We start from the raw sequence: 15,240 nt of genomic DNA, 5'->3' as shown, positions 1-15,240 counted from the left end.
ATGTTTATTCGGGTTAAGTAAAAAATTGGTTAACTCCCGCTAATCTACAATTTATTGCTTAAAATAACCACCGAATAAACTATTTTTTACGCATCAATATTAGCGTAAACTGCATTTTTCTCGATAAATTCTCTACGTGGCGGAACTTCATCACCCATTAACATAGAGAAAACACGATCAGCCTCGGCTAAACTCTCAATTGTTACCTGACGTAAAGTTCTGAAATTTGGATCCATAGTCGTTTCCCACAACTGCTCTGCGTTCATCTCTCCAAGACCTTTATAACGTTGAATAGCTGCACTTCCACCCATTCTTTCGTTAGCCTGATCACGTTGAACATCATTCCATGCGTACTCTTTTTTGTTTCCTTTTTTAACCAAATACAAAGGCGGAGCCGCAATATATACGTGACCTTCCTCGATTAATTCTTTCATAAAACGGAAGAAGAATGTCAAAATCAAAGTAGAAATATGACTTCCATCGACATCGGCATCACACATGATGATTACTTTATGGTAACGCAGTTTCGAAATATTCAAAGCCTTACTATCCTCTTCGGTACCAACAGTTACACCAAGAGCGGTAAAAATATTTCGAATCTCTTCGTTTTCAAAAACTTTGTGATGCATTGCTTTTTCCACATTCAAAATTTTACCACGCAATGGCAAAATAGCCTGAAAATTTCTATCACGACCTTGTTTAGCAGTTCCACCCGCCGAATCTCCCTCGACAAGATACACTTCACATTTTGCAGGATCCTGCTCCGAACAGTCGGATAATTTTCCTGGCAATCCACCACCACCCATCACGGTTTTGCGCTGTACCATTTCACGCGCTTTTTTAGCCGCATGACGAGCCTGAGCTGCAAGAATTACTTTTTGAACTATGATTTTAGCATCATTTGGATTTTCTTCCAAATAAGTTTCCACCATCTCACTCACCGCCTGACTTACTGGAGAAACCACTTCTCTGTTTCCAAGTTTGGTTTTTGTTTGCCCCTCAAATTGAGGTTCAGCTACTTTTACCGAAATAATAGCCGTCAATCCCTCACGGAAATCATCCCCGGAAATATCAAATTTTAATTTATCCAACATACCGGAAGCGTCAGCATATTTCTTAAGAGAACGGGTTAATCCCATTCTGAAACCTTGCAAATGCGTTCCTCCTTCGTGAGTATTAATATTATTTACATAAGAGAAGATATTCTCAGAGTAACTCGTATTATAAATCAATGCAACCTCAACCGGAATCTCTGCTTTTTGATTATCCATTGAAATCACATGACCAATAATTGGCTCACGATTTCCATCTAAATAACGAATATATTCTTTTAATCCTTCCTGAGAATGAAATACTTCACCCACAGGATTTCCATCTTTGTCTAATTCTCTTTTATCGCAAAAATTAATTGTAATTCCTTTATTCAGGTAGGCCAACTCACGCATACGAGCTGACAAAGTATCATAAGAAAACTCGATAGTTTGCTGAAAAATAGTCGGATCAGGATAAAAAGTAACAATCGTACCTCTTTTATCAGTATCACCAATTTGCTTTACCGGATAAAGTGCTTTTCCTCTTTCATACTCCTGCTGATAAACTTTTCCATCACTACTATGAACCGTGGCAATTAAGTGATTCGACAAAGCGTTCACACAAGAAACTCCAACACCGTGCAATCCTCCGGAAACCTTATACGAATCTTTATCAAATTTACCTCCGGCTCCAATTTTAGTCATTACAACCTCAAGCGCCGAAACTCCTTCTTTTTTATGAATTCCTACCGGAATACCACGTCCATTATCTTCAACTGTAATAGAACCATCTTCATTTATCGCTACACTTATGGCATCACAATGACCACCCATTGCTTCATCAATGGAGTTATCAACAACCTCATAAACCAAGTGATGAAGTCCACGAACCCCAACATCACCTATATACATGGAAGGACGCATTCTTACATGCTCCATTCCTTCTAATGCCTGAATACTATCCGCTGAATAATTGTTCTTAATTTCTTCGCTCATATGTTCTATTCTAAATGTATTTTTTTGTATAACACGCAAATATATAAAAACGCAATTTATATACCGTTAAAAATAGCCTTCAACAGCCTTAAGTTATCAACAAAATAAGAAGATTTCAACAACAAACAGCTATTTTTTTCAGCATAAATTAAAAACTTGGCAATACTACCAACTGTTCGTATTTTTGCGCCATGAGCGATAATTTTACAACCGAATTTTTCGGAATAGGAATACAGAATGGTAAAACCCCTGAAAACTTAGGCGTTTTATGGAGAACTGCCCAAAACCTGGGAGCAAGTTATATTTTCACAATAGGAAACAGATACGCCAAACAGGCTTGCGACACAGAAAATGCCGTAAAATCAATGCCTTATTTTCACTACGAAACCTTTGAAGATTTTTACCAAAACTTACCCAAAGGCGCACGCTTAGTAGGAGTCGAACTTGACGAACGAGCAGCCGATTTGGAAACATTTGAACACCCTAGGCGATGTGTTTACTTATTAGGCGCCGAAGACAATGGTTTATCTAAAAAAGCAATTGCAAAATGCCATCATCTAATTAAATTCAAATCTGAAAAAAGTTTGAATGTATCAGTAGCAGGAAGCATTGTCATGTACGACAGAGGGCTTAATAAACCGAGGTCCTGATTCAATTGCAATTAAAAAAAAGCCCTAAAAAACAAATTCCCAAAACAAACATTAAAAAATGCTGTTTTGGAAATTTATTATTTTCAATTTGCAATTAGCATTGCCATTGAAATTGATTTTTGATATTGTGATTAAAATCAAACTAGGGTTTTAATTGATAACTACCAACTAATACTGAAGCTGAAATATTTAAAACCCTTTCAAGCTCCCGAATCATATCAACAGTTAGTTTTTTTTTCTTGTTCAAAACCTCAGAAACACTACTTTTTCCACCAATTATCCCAACCAGATCTTTTTGCCTAATATTCATTTCTTCCATTCTGATTTTAATAGCTTCAATTGGATCAGGTGCATCAATAGAAAAGAATTGATTTTCATAATTATCTATCAACATCGACAAAATTTCAGCCTCATCGCCTTCAACTGAATTTGGCGCAGCATCAAAAATCACCTCCAATCTTTCAAGTGCTTCTAAGTAATCTTTTTCTGTTTTAATAGGTGTAATTTTCATAATTCTACTTTTAAATTGTGTCGGCATTTATTTTATCATACTCAGCATGAGTTCCCACAAATCGAATAAATGCCCATTGTCTTTCAAAATTAAATTTTACAATCAGTCGATAAGAATTTCCTTTTATATTAAAAACAATCCTCCCATCTTTTAAGACACTCGCATTAATAAAAGTTTGCTTAACATCATTAGGTGATTTCCAATTTGAATTTTTTGCTGTTTCATACCATGTTTTTAGATACTGCTCGGCATCTGCATGATTTTCCCAGAAATCTTTCAAAGTCTTTTTCGCAATTATTCTTTTCATATCTCTCAAAACTACACAAAGATACATAAAAAGTTCTTGATACACGAACCTTTGTGTTGATAAATAGAATTTACCCCAAACACCATTTTTCATAAAAAAACAAAATTTCCAAAACAAGCATTTAAAATGTCGTTTTGGAAATTTGAAAATTGAATCATTTCAATCAACTCAATTAATCATTGAAATTGATTTTTGATATTTTTATTTAATAATTCTCACATTCATTTCTTCTACCTTTTTATCTGATAAAAGCGATGGTGCCCCAAATAACAAATCTTCACTAGTTCCTGTTTTCGGGAAAGCCATAACTTCACGAATAGATGCTTTTTTCTCTAAAATCATCATTAAACGGTCAATTCCCCAGGCAATTCCTCCGTGTGGTGGCGCACCGTATTGGAAGGCTTTATACATCGTTCCTACACTCTTAATCATTTCTTCTTTGTTGTAACCCATATTTCTATAAGTCGCTTCCAGAATCTCCGATTTATGTGCACGAACAGAACCTCCACCAATTTCGTAACCGTTTAAGATTATATCGTATTGCTGCGCAATGATAGTTCCAATTTCTTCTTCCTTACCATTCATGTGTTTTTCCAAATCATAAATAGCCGGCATCGAGAACGGATTGTGCGTAAATGTCCATCTTCCTTCATCTGTTTTTTCAAACATTGGAAAATCAACTACCCAGGCTGGACGTAATTCCTTAGGATTAATCAAATGCAACATTCTACCCAATTCCTGACGAACAGCATCTAAAGCTTTATTAGCCGTAGCATAATCTGCTGCTGAGAAGAACACAATATCCCCAACCTGAGCATCCGTAGCTTTTATGATTCCTGCTGCAATTTCTTCACCTAAGAACTTAATAATTGGCGATTGCAACTCCTCTTCATTAACAATAATATATGCCAATCCACCTAAACCGTGTTGTTGAGCAATAGCAGTTAAAGCTTCGATTTGACCTTTAGACATACGCTTATTTCCTTGCTCCTGAGCCGAAACCTTGATACATTTTACAATTCCGCCTTCTTCAATCGGTTTACTGAATACTTGGAAAGTAGTATCTTTTACGATAGCCGTAATATCTTGCATTTTTAGGCCGTAACGCAAATCAGGTCTGTCACAGCCATAGAAATCCATCGCATCTTTATAGGTAATCACTTCAAACGGACGTAAAATCCATTTGTTACCGTATACTTTTTTAACTACTTCATTGAACAATTTCGTGTTCAAATCGATAATCTGCTGCATGCTGGCATAAGCCAACTCCATATCCAATTGCGTAAATTCTGGCTGACGATCTCCACGAGAATCCTCATCTCTAAAACAACGCGCTACCTGAAAATATTTCTCATAACCACTTACCATCAACATTTGCTTGAACTGCTGTGGCGCTTGTGGCAAGGTGTAAAACAAACCAGCTTGTTTACGTGTAGGAACAATAAATTCACGTGCTCCTTCATCGGTTCCTGCACTTAGAATTGGTGTTTCAATTTCTAAGAACTCTTCCTCATCTAAGATGTCACGAATTAACTTAATTACCTTATGACGATTTACAATCGCACGACGTACCTCATCATTTCTGTGATCCAGAAACTTATATTGAAAACGGGTTGCTTCGTTAGTTTTTGCAGCTCTCTTAATTTCGAAAGGCAATGTTTTAGATAAATTTAAAATTTCTAAAACCGAAGTTTCCAATTCAATTTTACCCGTACGCAATCCTGCATTATAATCATCTTCATTACGTCCTACTACAATACCTTTTACCGAAATTACCGATTCCGGTTTCAATTTCACTAACTCGTCGATATTAGGAAAAGTTTCTCTACTGATATTAACCTGGAAAATCTCATAACTTGAATCACGCAAATCAATAAACATCAATTCACCGTGGTCACGAACACTCGCTACCCAGCCTGACAACATCACCTCTTCGCCGATATTTGCCTCTGATAATTGTGAAATCTTATGAGTTCTGTAGGTATCTTTTACAACAATAGGAATTTCAGGAAGTGCTTCTTCTTGAACTTCTTTAGATTCAGCAATTGCTTCTTTAGAAACTTTTTCCTGCGCTTCTTTTTTCTCCAAAACAGCAGCAGCACCTAATTTGTCTAATATAATCTGACGAATTACTTTTCCATTCGCTCCTTTTCCAATAACACCTAAAACTTTACCAACTAAAATACCTGCTTTTCCTTGGTCACCCGCTTTTATATCATTGGCTACAGCTTCATTTTCTGAAATAACCGTTGCAATTACTTCCTGAATTTTATCTTCAGAAATGGTATTATCTGCAAAATATTTATTGTAATCGAAATTTTGATCTTTTAGATATCCTGCAATCGCATTTTGAACTAAAACAGCCGTAATTTTTTCAGCTTTAAACAAAACAAAAATGGTTATCAAATGTTCAATATTATGAATCTTATCATAATCTTCAGCCTTGATATTATTTGCTAAAGTTTTAGCAACAAACGATGGATCTTTAATTTCGTTATTTAAAGTCACAAATGTTCTGGAACGCAACGCATCTGCCGTGAAAAATTTAGCATCCTGAGGCAAAACACCTCCGTTAATCAAAATAGATTCAACAGCATAAGGCAATGCACTTGTATCTACTGTAATCGCTTCAATCTCTGCTTTAATGTTTACGAAAGGTAAATCCGGTTCCGAAATAAAACGGTAATCCGCTTCGAATTCTTTTTTACGCATGGTTTTGGTTTGCTTTAAATCAGCATCCCATAACACAGTCGTTTGATCAGGTCTAAATTCTTTATTTTCGATAAAATAATTAAACTGCTTCTCAACTTCTTCTTTCAAAGCTTCGACCATAAACTTAAACGAATTCAAGTTTTTGATTTCTGTTCTTGGGTTTAAAACATCCGAATTTATTTTGCGTAAAGAAACTGAAACATCTGATTTGAATTCTCCTTTCTCCAAATTCGCTTCAGAAATTCCTAAATTTTGAACAATACGCTGAATGTATTGCGCATAAGTCGAAGCGTCTTCAATATTACGAACACAAGGCTCCGTAACAATTTCAATCAACGGAACTCCCGCTTTATTAAAATCGACCAACGAAATTTTCTTTTCGTGCATCAATTTTGCCGCATCTTCTTCAATATGAACCTGCGTCAAATTTACTGTAAATTGAGAACCGTCGTTTCTATAACAAGAAACCTGTCCGTCAGGAATTATTGGATTATGAAATTGCGTTATCTGAATATTTTTCGGGTTATCCGGATATTCGTAATGCTTTCTATCCCAGGAAATCACTTCATTACTAAATGTCGAATTGACCGCTTTACCAAAATAAATGGCTTTAGTAATCGCTTCTTTATTTATGGCTGGCAAAACGCCCATTTGTCCGGTACAAACCGAACATATATTTTGATTAGGTGTTTCTATTTCTTGATTTGGACAAGAACAAAACAACTTGGTTTTGGTATTCAATCGAACATGAGTTTCCAGTCCGATTACCAATTCTAAATCGTGGGCTTTTAAAGCCGCCGTTAATTGTTCCAATTCCATTATATTGTATCTTTTAAGAAGTTTGCAAACTTCAACACTAATTCATCATTATTTTTTGCTGCAGTAATTTGCAATCCAGTACTTGTCCCTTGTGGCACAGTTAAAGTTGGCAATTGCCCTAAACTAAAACCAACCGTATAGGCATCCGACAAATACATAGCCAAAGGATCTTTTAAACTGTCTCCAATTTTAGGAGGTGTACTTGGTGTAACCGGCGATAAAATAATATCCACCTCTTCAAAATCCTTACTGAAATTTTCAGAAATCTGATCTCTTACAGCCAATCCTTTTAAATATATTTCATCTGAAAAACCTTGTGATAACACCTGATTTCCACCTACAATTCTTCGTTTTGTTTCTTCTGAAAAGTTTTCAGAACGCGTTACAGCATAGGTGTCAATCAAATTATCCCCTTCAATACGGTTTCCATAATTGGTTCCGTCTAAACGAGATAAATTCGAAGCCGTTTCCGCCATTGCCAAAGTATAATACGTCGAAACTAAAATATCCGATTTGAAGAAATCCAATTCTTTCACTTCAATTCCTTTAGCTTTTATCTTTTCGATGTTAGCTAAAAAATCAGCTTTTATAGTAGCATCAATAGCTTCACTTTCTATAAAGTTTTTGAAATAACCAACAGTTTTCACAGACGAAGTTGCAATTGCTTCTTCACTAATTTCTGATGAAGTGATTGAAGTTTGATCTTTTGGATCTTTTCCACTCATTACATTCAACACAATTCGAATATCTTCAATTGACTTTGCCAATGGACCAACACAATCTGTAGAAGATGCATAAGCCATCAATCCGTATCTTGAAATTCTTCCGTAAGTGGGTTTAAAACCATAAATATGATTGTATCCGGCAGGCTGACGAATCGAACCTCCAGTATCTCCACCAATAGAAAACACAGTATAATCCTTGGCAACATTCACCGCAGAACCACCACTTGAACCTCCGGCAACCAATTCTGGATTAATTGCGTTTTTTACCGCTCCAAAAATCGTGTTTTCACTAGAAGAACCGTGACCAAAACTGTCGCAGTTTTCTTTCACCAATGGAATCGCACCCGCATCCAATAATTTTTGAATAGCAGTAGCCGTGTAAGGCGATTTATAATTTTTCAACAACTCAGAACTTGCCGTAGTGTAAGTTCCTTGTACCATATACACATCTTTAATCCCGAAAGGAATACCTTCCAGCAAACCGATAGTTTCCCCGTTTGCAATTTTAGCATCCACCTTAGCCGCTAAATCTAAGGCCAAAGTATCCAATAAAGAATTTACAGAGTTGTATGTATTTTGTTTAAGTAAGTCTAATTTTTCCTGTACTAAAGACGTACAAGTTATTTGTTTTGACACCAATTGTTGGTGTATTTTTTTTATCTGAGAATCCATTTTATCCTTCTATAACTTTAGCAACAACTAAAAAACCATTTTTTTTGTTCGGGAAATTTTCTAAAATAAGTTGTTTTTCCATAGCCGAACTCTCTATCACAACATCTTCTCTTAAATCACTTACAGACACACAATTATGATTGACATTATTCAAGGAATTATTATTTGATGGATGTGCATTCTTGATTACATCAAATAATTTGTTCACACTCTCTGAAGGCTGTGCTCCTTTAATACTCGACAAGATGTCGACTGTCATTATTTTACTCATAATTTTAATTCGTTTTAAAGTCAAACTTTTAAGCTGGCGAATTTACGAAAGTTTTTTTTAGGGAATCCCATTTTTTTAAATGATTTCAATTGTATAAAAACCATTGGATGTACATCAGTTCGAGTATTTTTTATGCAGTAAAACGGAACAAAAAATATATCGAGAACCGTTTTTAATGAAATTTTTCTTGTTCACGATACGATTTTCTATCGAAAATCACTCGAACTGACGAAAAATTATCATCAAAACTAATTAGATTAGAATCTATTCAACACTCTCAATCAAATAGTTCGTTCCATTAATTTCAAAAGTAAAACCCACCGAATTCCCCATTAACTTACTTCCCAACGGCGATTGTGGAGACAAAGCAATCACATTTATTCCGTCAATAGTTATTTTTGGCAAAGCCAAAGACAGATACAGATAAATTCCATTGGCTTTCACCAAACTCCCTAAGACTATTGTTTTTGCAATTACCGAAGCATCAATTTTGTCCAAAACGGCTTTTTGCTCTAAAACCTCTCTTAGTTTCGTATTGAATTTTTCCTGTTCCAAATGCATCATCGACAGAGCAGTTTCGTGTTTATCACCAGCGGAACCTTTGGCATCATTTTTAGAATCCTCGGTCAAAGCTGCAATCATATCCCGGAAAGCATCGATTCTATCTTCTACTAATCGGCAATAATAATCATATATTTTTTGTTTGAAAGTCATTTTATTGAAGTACTACAATTCTTAAACTACAAAGATGTTCTTTTTTTTAAAGTGTAAAAAACATTTTTTCTGTAACTTCGTAAAGAATCTTATTAATCTTATTCTTTTTAAAATCTACTATGAAAAAATTAAAATTCATTTCCGCAATTGCTTTTGGCTCACTATTAATGCTAGCTACCAACGTACAAGCTCAAAAATTCCCTGGCTTAGACAAAAGCCCATTAGACCAAGCTTTATTTCCTGCCGACAATAAAATCCCAGTTAAATCAGCTAAAATTGTTTACAGCCGTCCACAACTTAAAGGACGTACGTTAAGCGAATTGGCTCCTGCTGGAAAAGTATGGAGAACCGGCGCTAACGAAGCAACTGAGATCACTTTTTACAAAGATGTTATGCTTGGTAAAACCAAAATCAAATCAGGAACTTATTCATTATACACTATTCCTGAACAAGAAAACTACACCATTATCATTAATAAAAGTGTTAATGTTTGGGGAGCTTACAACTATAAAGCCGAAAATGATATTGCCCGATTAGTTGTTCCTGTAACCCAGGCGGAAGAATCTCTGGAAGCTCTTTCAATGGTTTTTACTCCAGCTGAGAAAGGTATGATTCTCAACATTGGATGGGACAAAATGCGTATTGCGATTCCTTTTACAGAATAACATTTTTTTACCACAAAGGACACAAAGTTTTCACAGAGACCACAATTTTTTTTTAAACAATCTGTAAAAAGTCTTTAACAAAAAAAGAGCACTAAGATTTCGAAAGTAAAAACAAAGGATTAAAACTTTGTGGACTTAGCGAAAATCTTAGTGCTCTTTGTGGTTAACTAAAAAACTTAAAAATCAAATTTATAATTCGCCCCCAGCATCACCTGAAAACCTTGTACAGGATAATTCATCCATTTTTGATAGGACTTATTGGTCATATTATTCAACTTCAAAAATGCGGTTAGCTGAGAATTGTATTTGTAACCAACATGCGAATTCAAATCTATATAGCTTCCTAATTTCACAGGAGTACCCACAGGATTTAAATCAATATTCGTTTGCATATCTTTTCTTTCTCCAACATAAAACAGTTTAGCTCCCGCATACCATTTTGGTGTAATATTAAAATCAATAGCCGAATTCAACTCTATTTCAGGCAAATTCCACGCTTCTTGCTGAACGCTATTTTTATAACTGCTAAAAGTTCCTCCAATTCCAAAACTTACATTTTCAGAAAAATCAGCTTTCAAATCTCCTGAAAAACGAAAAGTTCTTACATCATCATAAACCACCTGAAATGAGTTCCCAAAAGCATAATCTTCATTCGAACTATTCTCAGTATAATCATTACTTCTAAACAAAGCCTTATTTCTTTCGTTAATATAAGAACCACGAATGTTATAACTCACACTGGAAGCTAATTTCCCCTTCAAACCGGCAAAAACATCATACTGTTTATCCATAGGTGCAATGGCTAATGTTGGAGATAAAAACGGGTTTTCTTTTACAAAATCCATATACGAGTTTTGCTCTAAACTTCCTTCTGCCCCTGCATAAAAAATCATCAAATTGTCCACAACAGGATAAGAAACGCTCACATTTGGGTATATTAAAAATTTATTATCGGCTCCTGTTTTATCTATACTATAAAATAATGAAGCTCCTAATTTTACGTCCCAACCGTTTTCCTGAATGTTCAGACTAGGCGAAAGTCCTAAATTAGTAAAACCATATTTTATTGCTTCCAAATTGTCATTCGCATAATTTTTATCGAAAGTTCCTCCTACATAATCCACAATAATATCGGTTTTTACCAATTGATCAGCAACATCAAATTGCAACTTTGGTTTAATATAAAATCGGTTTTCGGCCGAACCAAAACTATCCGTAAAATGACTGAATTTCATTACCATTTCTTTAAAAGCTCCTTCGGAAAAATCCAGTTTTCCGCCTAAAAAAATTCCATTGTATGCATGCTTAGAATCGATACTTCCTATTAAATTATTTCTATCAGAAGCACTTAATGTACTCCCAAAATCCATTGGCAAACCATACCAGTTATACACTTGATTTTGATACCCTAAATCAATATTCCAGGACATTTTATCATAATTAGCTCCGTAAGTTATATCCAAAGCGGTATCATAATACCAATCGTCTAATTTTACATTATTAATACCTCCCTGAGAAGAAAAATGACGAAACATCCCTCCTACATAATCATTCTTTGCTAATTCCTGATTAACAAACAACTCAGCATTCAACGCTCCGTAATTCCCAATTGCCAGAGTAGCATAATTATTAAAAAACTTTTCTTTGGCTTCTTTATCCACTGCTTCAGCCTTTCCTTTGGCCGGAGTAAAAGTCGAAGCTACCGGAAACGAAAAAATAGTATATTTAATCGTTTCTTTTTTAGTGTTTGACTCGTCATCAAGAGCCGGAGATTCCTGAATTTTTGACGCATCTGATATTGTTGGCGTATAGGATTTTACAATATTTACCTCTTCTGAACCTATGCTTTCATTTTTCTTTTGGGCAAAAGAAAATTGGAAAACCATCACAAACAGACCTAATATTATTTTATTTTGGAAAATGAATTTCATACTTTATTTTTTTTTACGTGAAGCACTTCGACGCCCGAAACTTTGGGACAGTGTGACAATATTTTAAATTAATTAGCTATCGAAGAATTTGTTTTAGACTCTTCTGATTTAATTCGGGCTAGCTCCGTTTGTGCTTCAGTAACCACATCCGGGAAGTCAGAAAAATTCTGAATTACGCTATCTAAAATGTAGGTTGCCTGAAAACTATCTTTTAAACCATAAAAGTTTTTAGCCATAAGAATCAAACCTTTGGCTCCGTAAAAACGATAAGCAGCATAACTTTTGGCTAATTTTTGAACCACAGTATTCGAAGCTTCAAACTTAGCTTCTTTGTTTTTAAAATAAGCATCATAATACAACGCCTCTGCTGCCAATTCTCCTTTAGCAATCAGCAATACTTTGGCGTAAGCTGCTTTCGCTTTCGATTCATCTCCAGTTTGCATGGCCGAACGTGCAATGATAATTTGCCCATCACTTTTTACATTATCATCGATTTTTGGATTATTCAACACTTTTTCGGCATAAACAACCGCATTAGCATAATCCTTATTTTCATAATAACATTTCATCAAATTAGACTGTGCAAAAACTTTGTTTTGAGACAAATCAGCTTCATTTTCTAAACGCGCCAATACCGGAATAGCTCTTTCTTTTGCACCGCTATCTAATAAAATTTGTGCTAATCTTGATAGAGATTGCTCTGTAAATTCGCTTCTTGGCTCATTAACAACATATTCGTAGTTAGGAATCGCTTTATCTTTTTGACCTTCGGCATAATAGGCCTGCGCCAAATAAAAATTCGCTTTCAAAGCATGAATACCGTTTGGAAAACTCGAGATATAAGCTCTAAAACCTGAAATTGCCTGAGCATTATTATTTTGCTCAAATTGTTTCACAGCCGATTCAAAAGTATCGTTATCCAAATCAGCATCAGTAACAGCAACAAAATCCAATGTACGCACCCAGGCAGCATACTCAGCTACTTTTCCACTATCTACATAAATTAATCTTGCTGTAGCAACTGCCTCTAATGCTTCAGAAGTTTTAGGATACTCGGCAGCTACTTTTTTGAATTTCATCAAAGCCTCAGAATTGCGATCGGAATTGTAATAAACTAATCCCTGACGCAAAATAGCTCTGGATGTAAACGCACTGTTTTTGTATTCGCTTATTAATTTATCATAGGTTTTCAAAGCTGAATCCTGCTTGCTCGTCGCCACATAGGTATTAGCTAATTCGAACATCGCATCATCACGATAGCTTGATTTAGGATAAGCCAGTAAAAACGAATTTAACTCTTCAATTTTTTTGTCATTTTTAGCCACAAAACCATAACTAATTGCTTTTTGATAATAAGCATAATCAGCATCTACACTTTTAAGTTCGATTACTTTATTGTAGGCATCCATAGCCGGCCAGTATTTAGTAGTCACAAAACGACAATCAGCTAAACGCAAATAAGCATCGGTTATTCTGGTTTTATCATCTTTTACCTTATCAATAAATCTTTGAAAAGCATCTCCGGCTGCATCGTATTCTTTTAATTTAAAATAGGCATACGCAATATTGTAACTGCTGTTTTTATACTCAGGAGTTGTTGCCGCTGATGACATTGCTGCAAATTGTTTGAAGCTCAACAAGGATTTATTGTAATCTTCTAAAACATACTCTGTTTCAGCTTTCCAGAAAGTAGCTCTGGCAGTAAATTGAGCATCAATAGTATTAGCTAAAGATTTTTGAAACATTTGCGAAGCTGCTGCATAATTTCTATCGGTATATAATTCCAGACCTCTGTAAAAAGTTACTTTTTGGTAAGCCAATTTATTTTCCGGGATTTTGTTTTTTTCCAGTAAAACCAAAGCTTCTTTGTAATTTTTAGAAGAGATATACGAATCAATCAATAATTTCTCCACCACCGGACGACTGGAATTATTGGGGTATTTATTGATAAAACCAAGCAAAACAGCAGGTACACTTTGATAGGAATTCCCTAACTCATAACTCAATTTAGCATAATTCAAATGGGCATCTTCCTGAATGGCTGCATCAAAAGCCATTTCGGAAGCATTTTTGAAAGCATTCAAAGCCTGTGGTTTTTTATCTAATTTCAGGTAACTTTCCCCTAAATGGTAATAGGCATTCTGAGCCACTCCATCTTTTCCGCCAATAATTTTATTGAACTGGGCAATGGCATTTTCAAAGTCGTTTTTCTTGTAATAAGCATAACCCAATTGGTAATAATCGGTGTTATTCCACTTTCCTCTTTTACCTTTGTAAGCCACTAAATACGGAATAGCTTCGTTGTATTTTTTTAAATTAAAATAGCTTTCACCAATAATTTTATTCAATTCCGATTGCTCTGCTTCATTCGATTTAGCCATCGCTTTTTGCCCTAAAGCAATTGCTTTTTCAAAATTTCCCGACTTGAAACTCATATCCGCCTGATAATAGGAAAGTTTTTCAGCAAATTTTTCATCAGTTGCTACCTGGTCAAAATACTTATTGGCCTCCTGATAATTATTGCCTTCATAAGCCATAAAACCTAAATAATATTTAGCCTGAGAACCATAAACTTCTGATTTCAAAACCTTATTAAAGTAAGTAGTTGCTTCTTTTTTGTTATTAGAACTAAATAAACTATACCCTTTTTGAAAATTAAATCGGTCTTTGTCCTTAGCACTCAACTGACTTTCATCTACTTGTTCAAACTTTTTTAGTGCTTCTGAATATTTTTTTTGATTAAAATAAAAATGAGCTACTTCTACATAAGCCTGATTTGTTTTAGAACTTGTTGGATATTTTTCTAAAAACGATTCCATCAGGACATCAGCATTAGCATGTCCTAACCGAACAGCACAACTGGCATCATAATAAGTACAATCTGATTTGATTTCATCGTTTTTTACTTCTGATTTTACTCTCTCAAAAAGAAACTGAGCCGAAGCGTACTGATTGTCTTTATACAAAGCAACCGCTTTATTATAATCCTTAAAATCACTAGTATATACAGCAGTTTTTTGTGCTAAAAGCGAAGTAGTTTTAACAAAAACCAACAAAAAAAAGAGCCTGGAAAATTTACGCATTTTTATCTTATTTTAATATCCAAATATATCATATTCTACATTTGATAACGAGTACCTAATTAGTTTTATTATGAACAAATATTTTAACAGAGCGCAAAAAACCAGTATTTTGATATTGCTATTTCATAATTGATAATTACTTTTACACCATAA

11 protein-coding genes are annotated in these 15,240 nt (G+C 34.8%); 2 read left to right on the top strand and 9 right to left on the bottom strand.

From position 1 onward, the window contains the following. Nucleotides 1–86: 86 nt before the first annotated feature. Entirely contained in the window at nt 87–2,027 is a 1,941-nt protein-coding gene (gene gyrB, locus FDM27_RS02815) for a DNA topoisomerase (ATP-hydrolyzing) subunit B (protein ID WP_071185230.1), read from the bottom strand. A gap of 191 nt (nt 2,028–2,218) precedes the next feature. Between gyrB and FDM27_RS02810 the strand changes: the two genes are divergently transcribed. Then, on the top strand, nt 2,219–2,677 hold the full coding sequence (locus FDM27_RS02810; RefSeq protein WP_140485096.1) for an RNA methyltransferase: 459 nt from the start codon (nt 2,219–2,221) through the stop codon (nt 2,675–2,677). A gap of 142 nt (nt 2,678–2,819) precedes the next feature. On the opposite strand, the gene FDM27_RS02805 is transcribed toward FDM27_RS02810, so the two are convergent. The 6 genes from FDM27_RS02805 to FDM27_RS02780 all read right to left on the bottom strand — a co-directional run bounded on the left by FDM27_RS02805 (nt 2,820) and on the right by FDM27_RS02780 (nt 9,408). Next, complete coding sequence (locus tag FDM27_RS02805) at nt 2,820–3,188, bottom strand: type II toxin-antitoxin system HigA family antitoxin (protein ID WP_071186354.1); 369 nt, start codon at nt 3,186–3,188, stop codon at nt 2,820–2,822. Nucleotides 3,189–3,198: 10 nt separating this feature from the next. Then, a complete protein-coding gene (locus FDM27_RS02800) occupies nt 3,199–3,495 on the bottom strand; it encodes a type II toxin-antitoxin system HigB family toxin (RefSeq protein ID WP_071186352.1) in 297 nt (98 codons plus the stop codon). A gap of 201 nt (nt 3,496–3,696) precedes the next feature. After that, on the bottom strand, nt 3,697–7,026 hold the full coding sequence (gatB/aspS, locus tag FDM27_RS02795) for a bifunctional amidotransferase subunit GatB/aspartate--tRNA ligase AspS (protein ID WP_140485095.1): 3,330 nt from the start codon (nt 7,024–7,026) through the stop codon (nt 3,697–3,699). Then, nucleotides 7,026–8,423, bottom strand: a complete 1,398-nt coding sequence (locus tag FDM27_RS02790) for an amidase family protein (RefSeq protein ID WP_140485094.1) — start codon at nt 8,421–8,423, stop codon at nt 7,026–7,028. Before FDM27_RS02790 ends, gatB/aspS begins: the two co-directional genes overlap by 1 nt. 1 nt (nt 8,424) lies before the next feature. Next, complete coding sequence (locus FDM27_RS02785; protein ID WP_071185226.1) at nt 8,425–8,694, bottom strand: hypothetical protein; 270 nt, start codon at nt 8,692–8,694, stop codon at nt 8,425–8,427. Between the two features lie 264 nt (nt 8,695–8,958). Continuing rightward, nucleotides 8,959–9,408, bottom strand: coding sequence for a hypothetical protein (locus tag FDM27_RS02780; protein ID WP_140485093.1), 450 nt, complete (start codon nt 9,406–9,408; stop codon nt 8,959–8,961). A gap of 119 nt (nt 9,409–9,527) precedes the next feature. On the opposite strand from FDM27_RS02780, the gene FDM27_RS02775 reads away from it, so the two are divergent. Further along, complete coding sequence (locus FDM27_RS02775; RefSeq protein ID WP_140485092.1) at nt 9,528–10,073, top strand: DUF2911 domain-containing protein; 546 nt, start codon at nt 9,528–9,530, stop codon at nt 10,071–10,073. 176 nt (nt 10,074–10,249) lie between these two features. On the opposite strand, the gene FDM27_RS02770 is transcribed toward FDM27_RS02775, so the two are convergent. Together FDM27_RS02770 and FDM27_RS02765 are read right to left on the bottom strand one after the other, a co-directional pair. Then, the gene (locus FDM27_RS02770; protein ID WP_140485091.1) at nt 10,250–12,004 is read right to left on the bottom strand and encodes a TonB-dependent receptor; all 1,755 of its coding nucleotides are present in this window, start codon (nt 12,002–12,004) and stop codon (nt 10,250–10,252) included. A 68-nt stretch (nt 12,005–12,072) separates the two neighbouring features. Beyond that, a complete protein-coding gene (locus FDM27_RS02765; protein ID WP_140485090.1) occupies nt 12,073–15,087 on the bottom strand; it encodes a tetratricopeptide repeat protein in 3,015 nt (1,004 codons plus the stop codon). Nucleotides 15,088–15,240: the final 153 nt, after the last annotated feature.

This window comes from Flavobacterium sp. GSA192 (assembly GCF_006386525.1).
Lineage (GTDB): Bacteria > Bacteroidota > Bacteroidia > Flavobacteriales > Flavobacteriaceae > Flavobacterium > Flavobacterium commune.
Note: the sequence above shows the minus strand (reverse complement) of the source record. Positions and strands in the feature narration are given on the sequence as shown.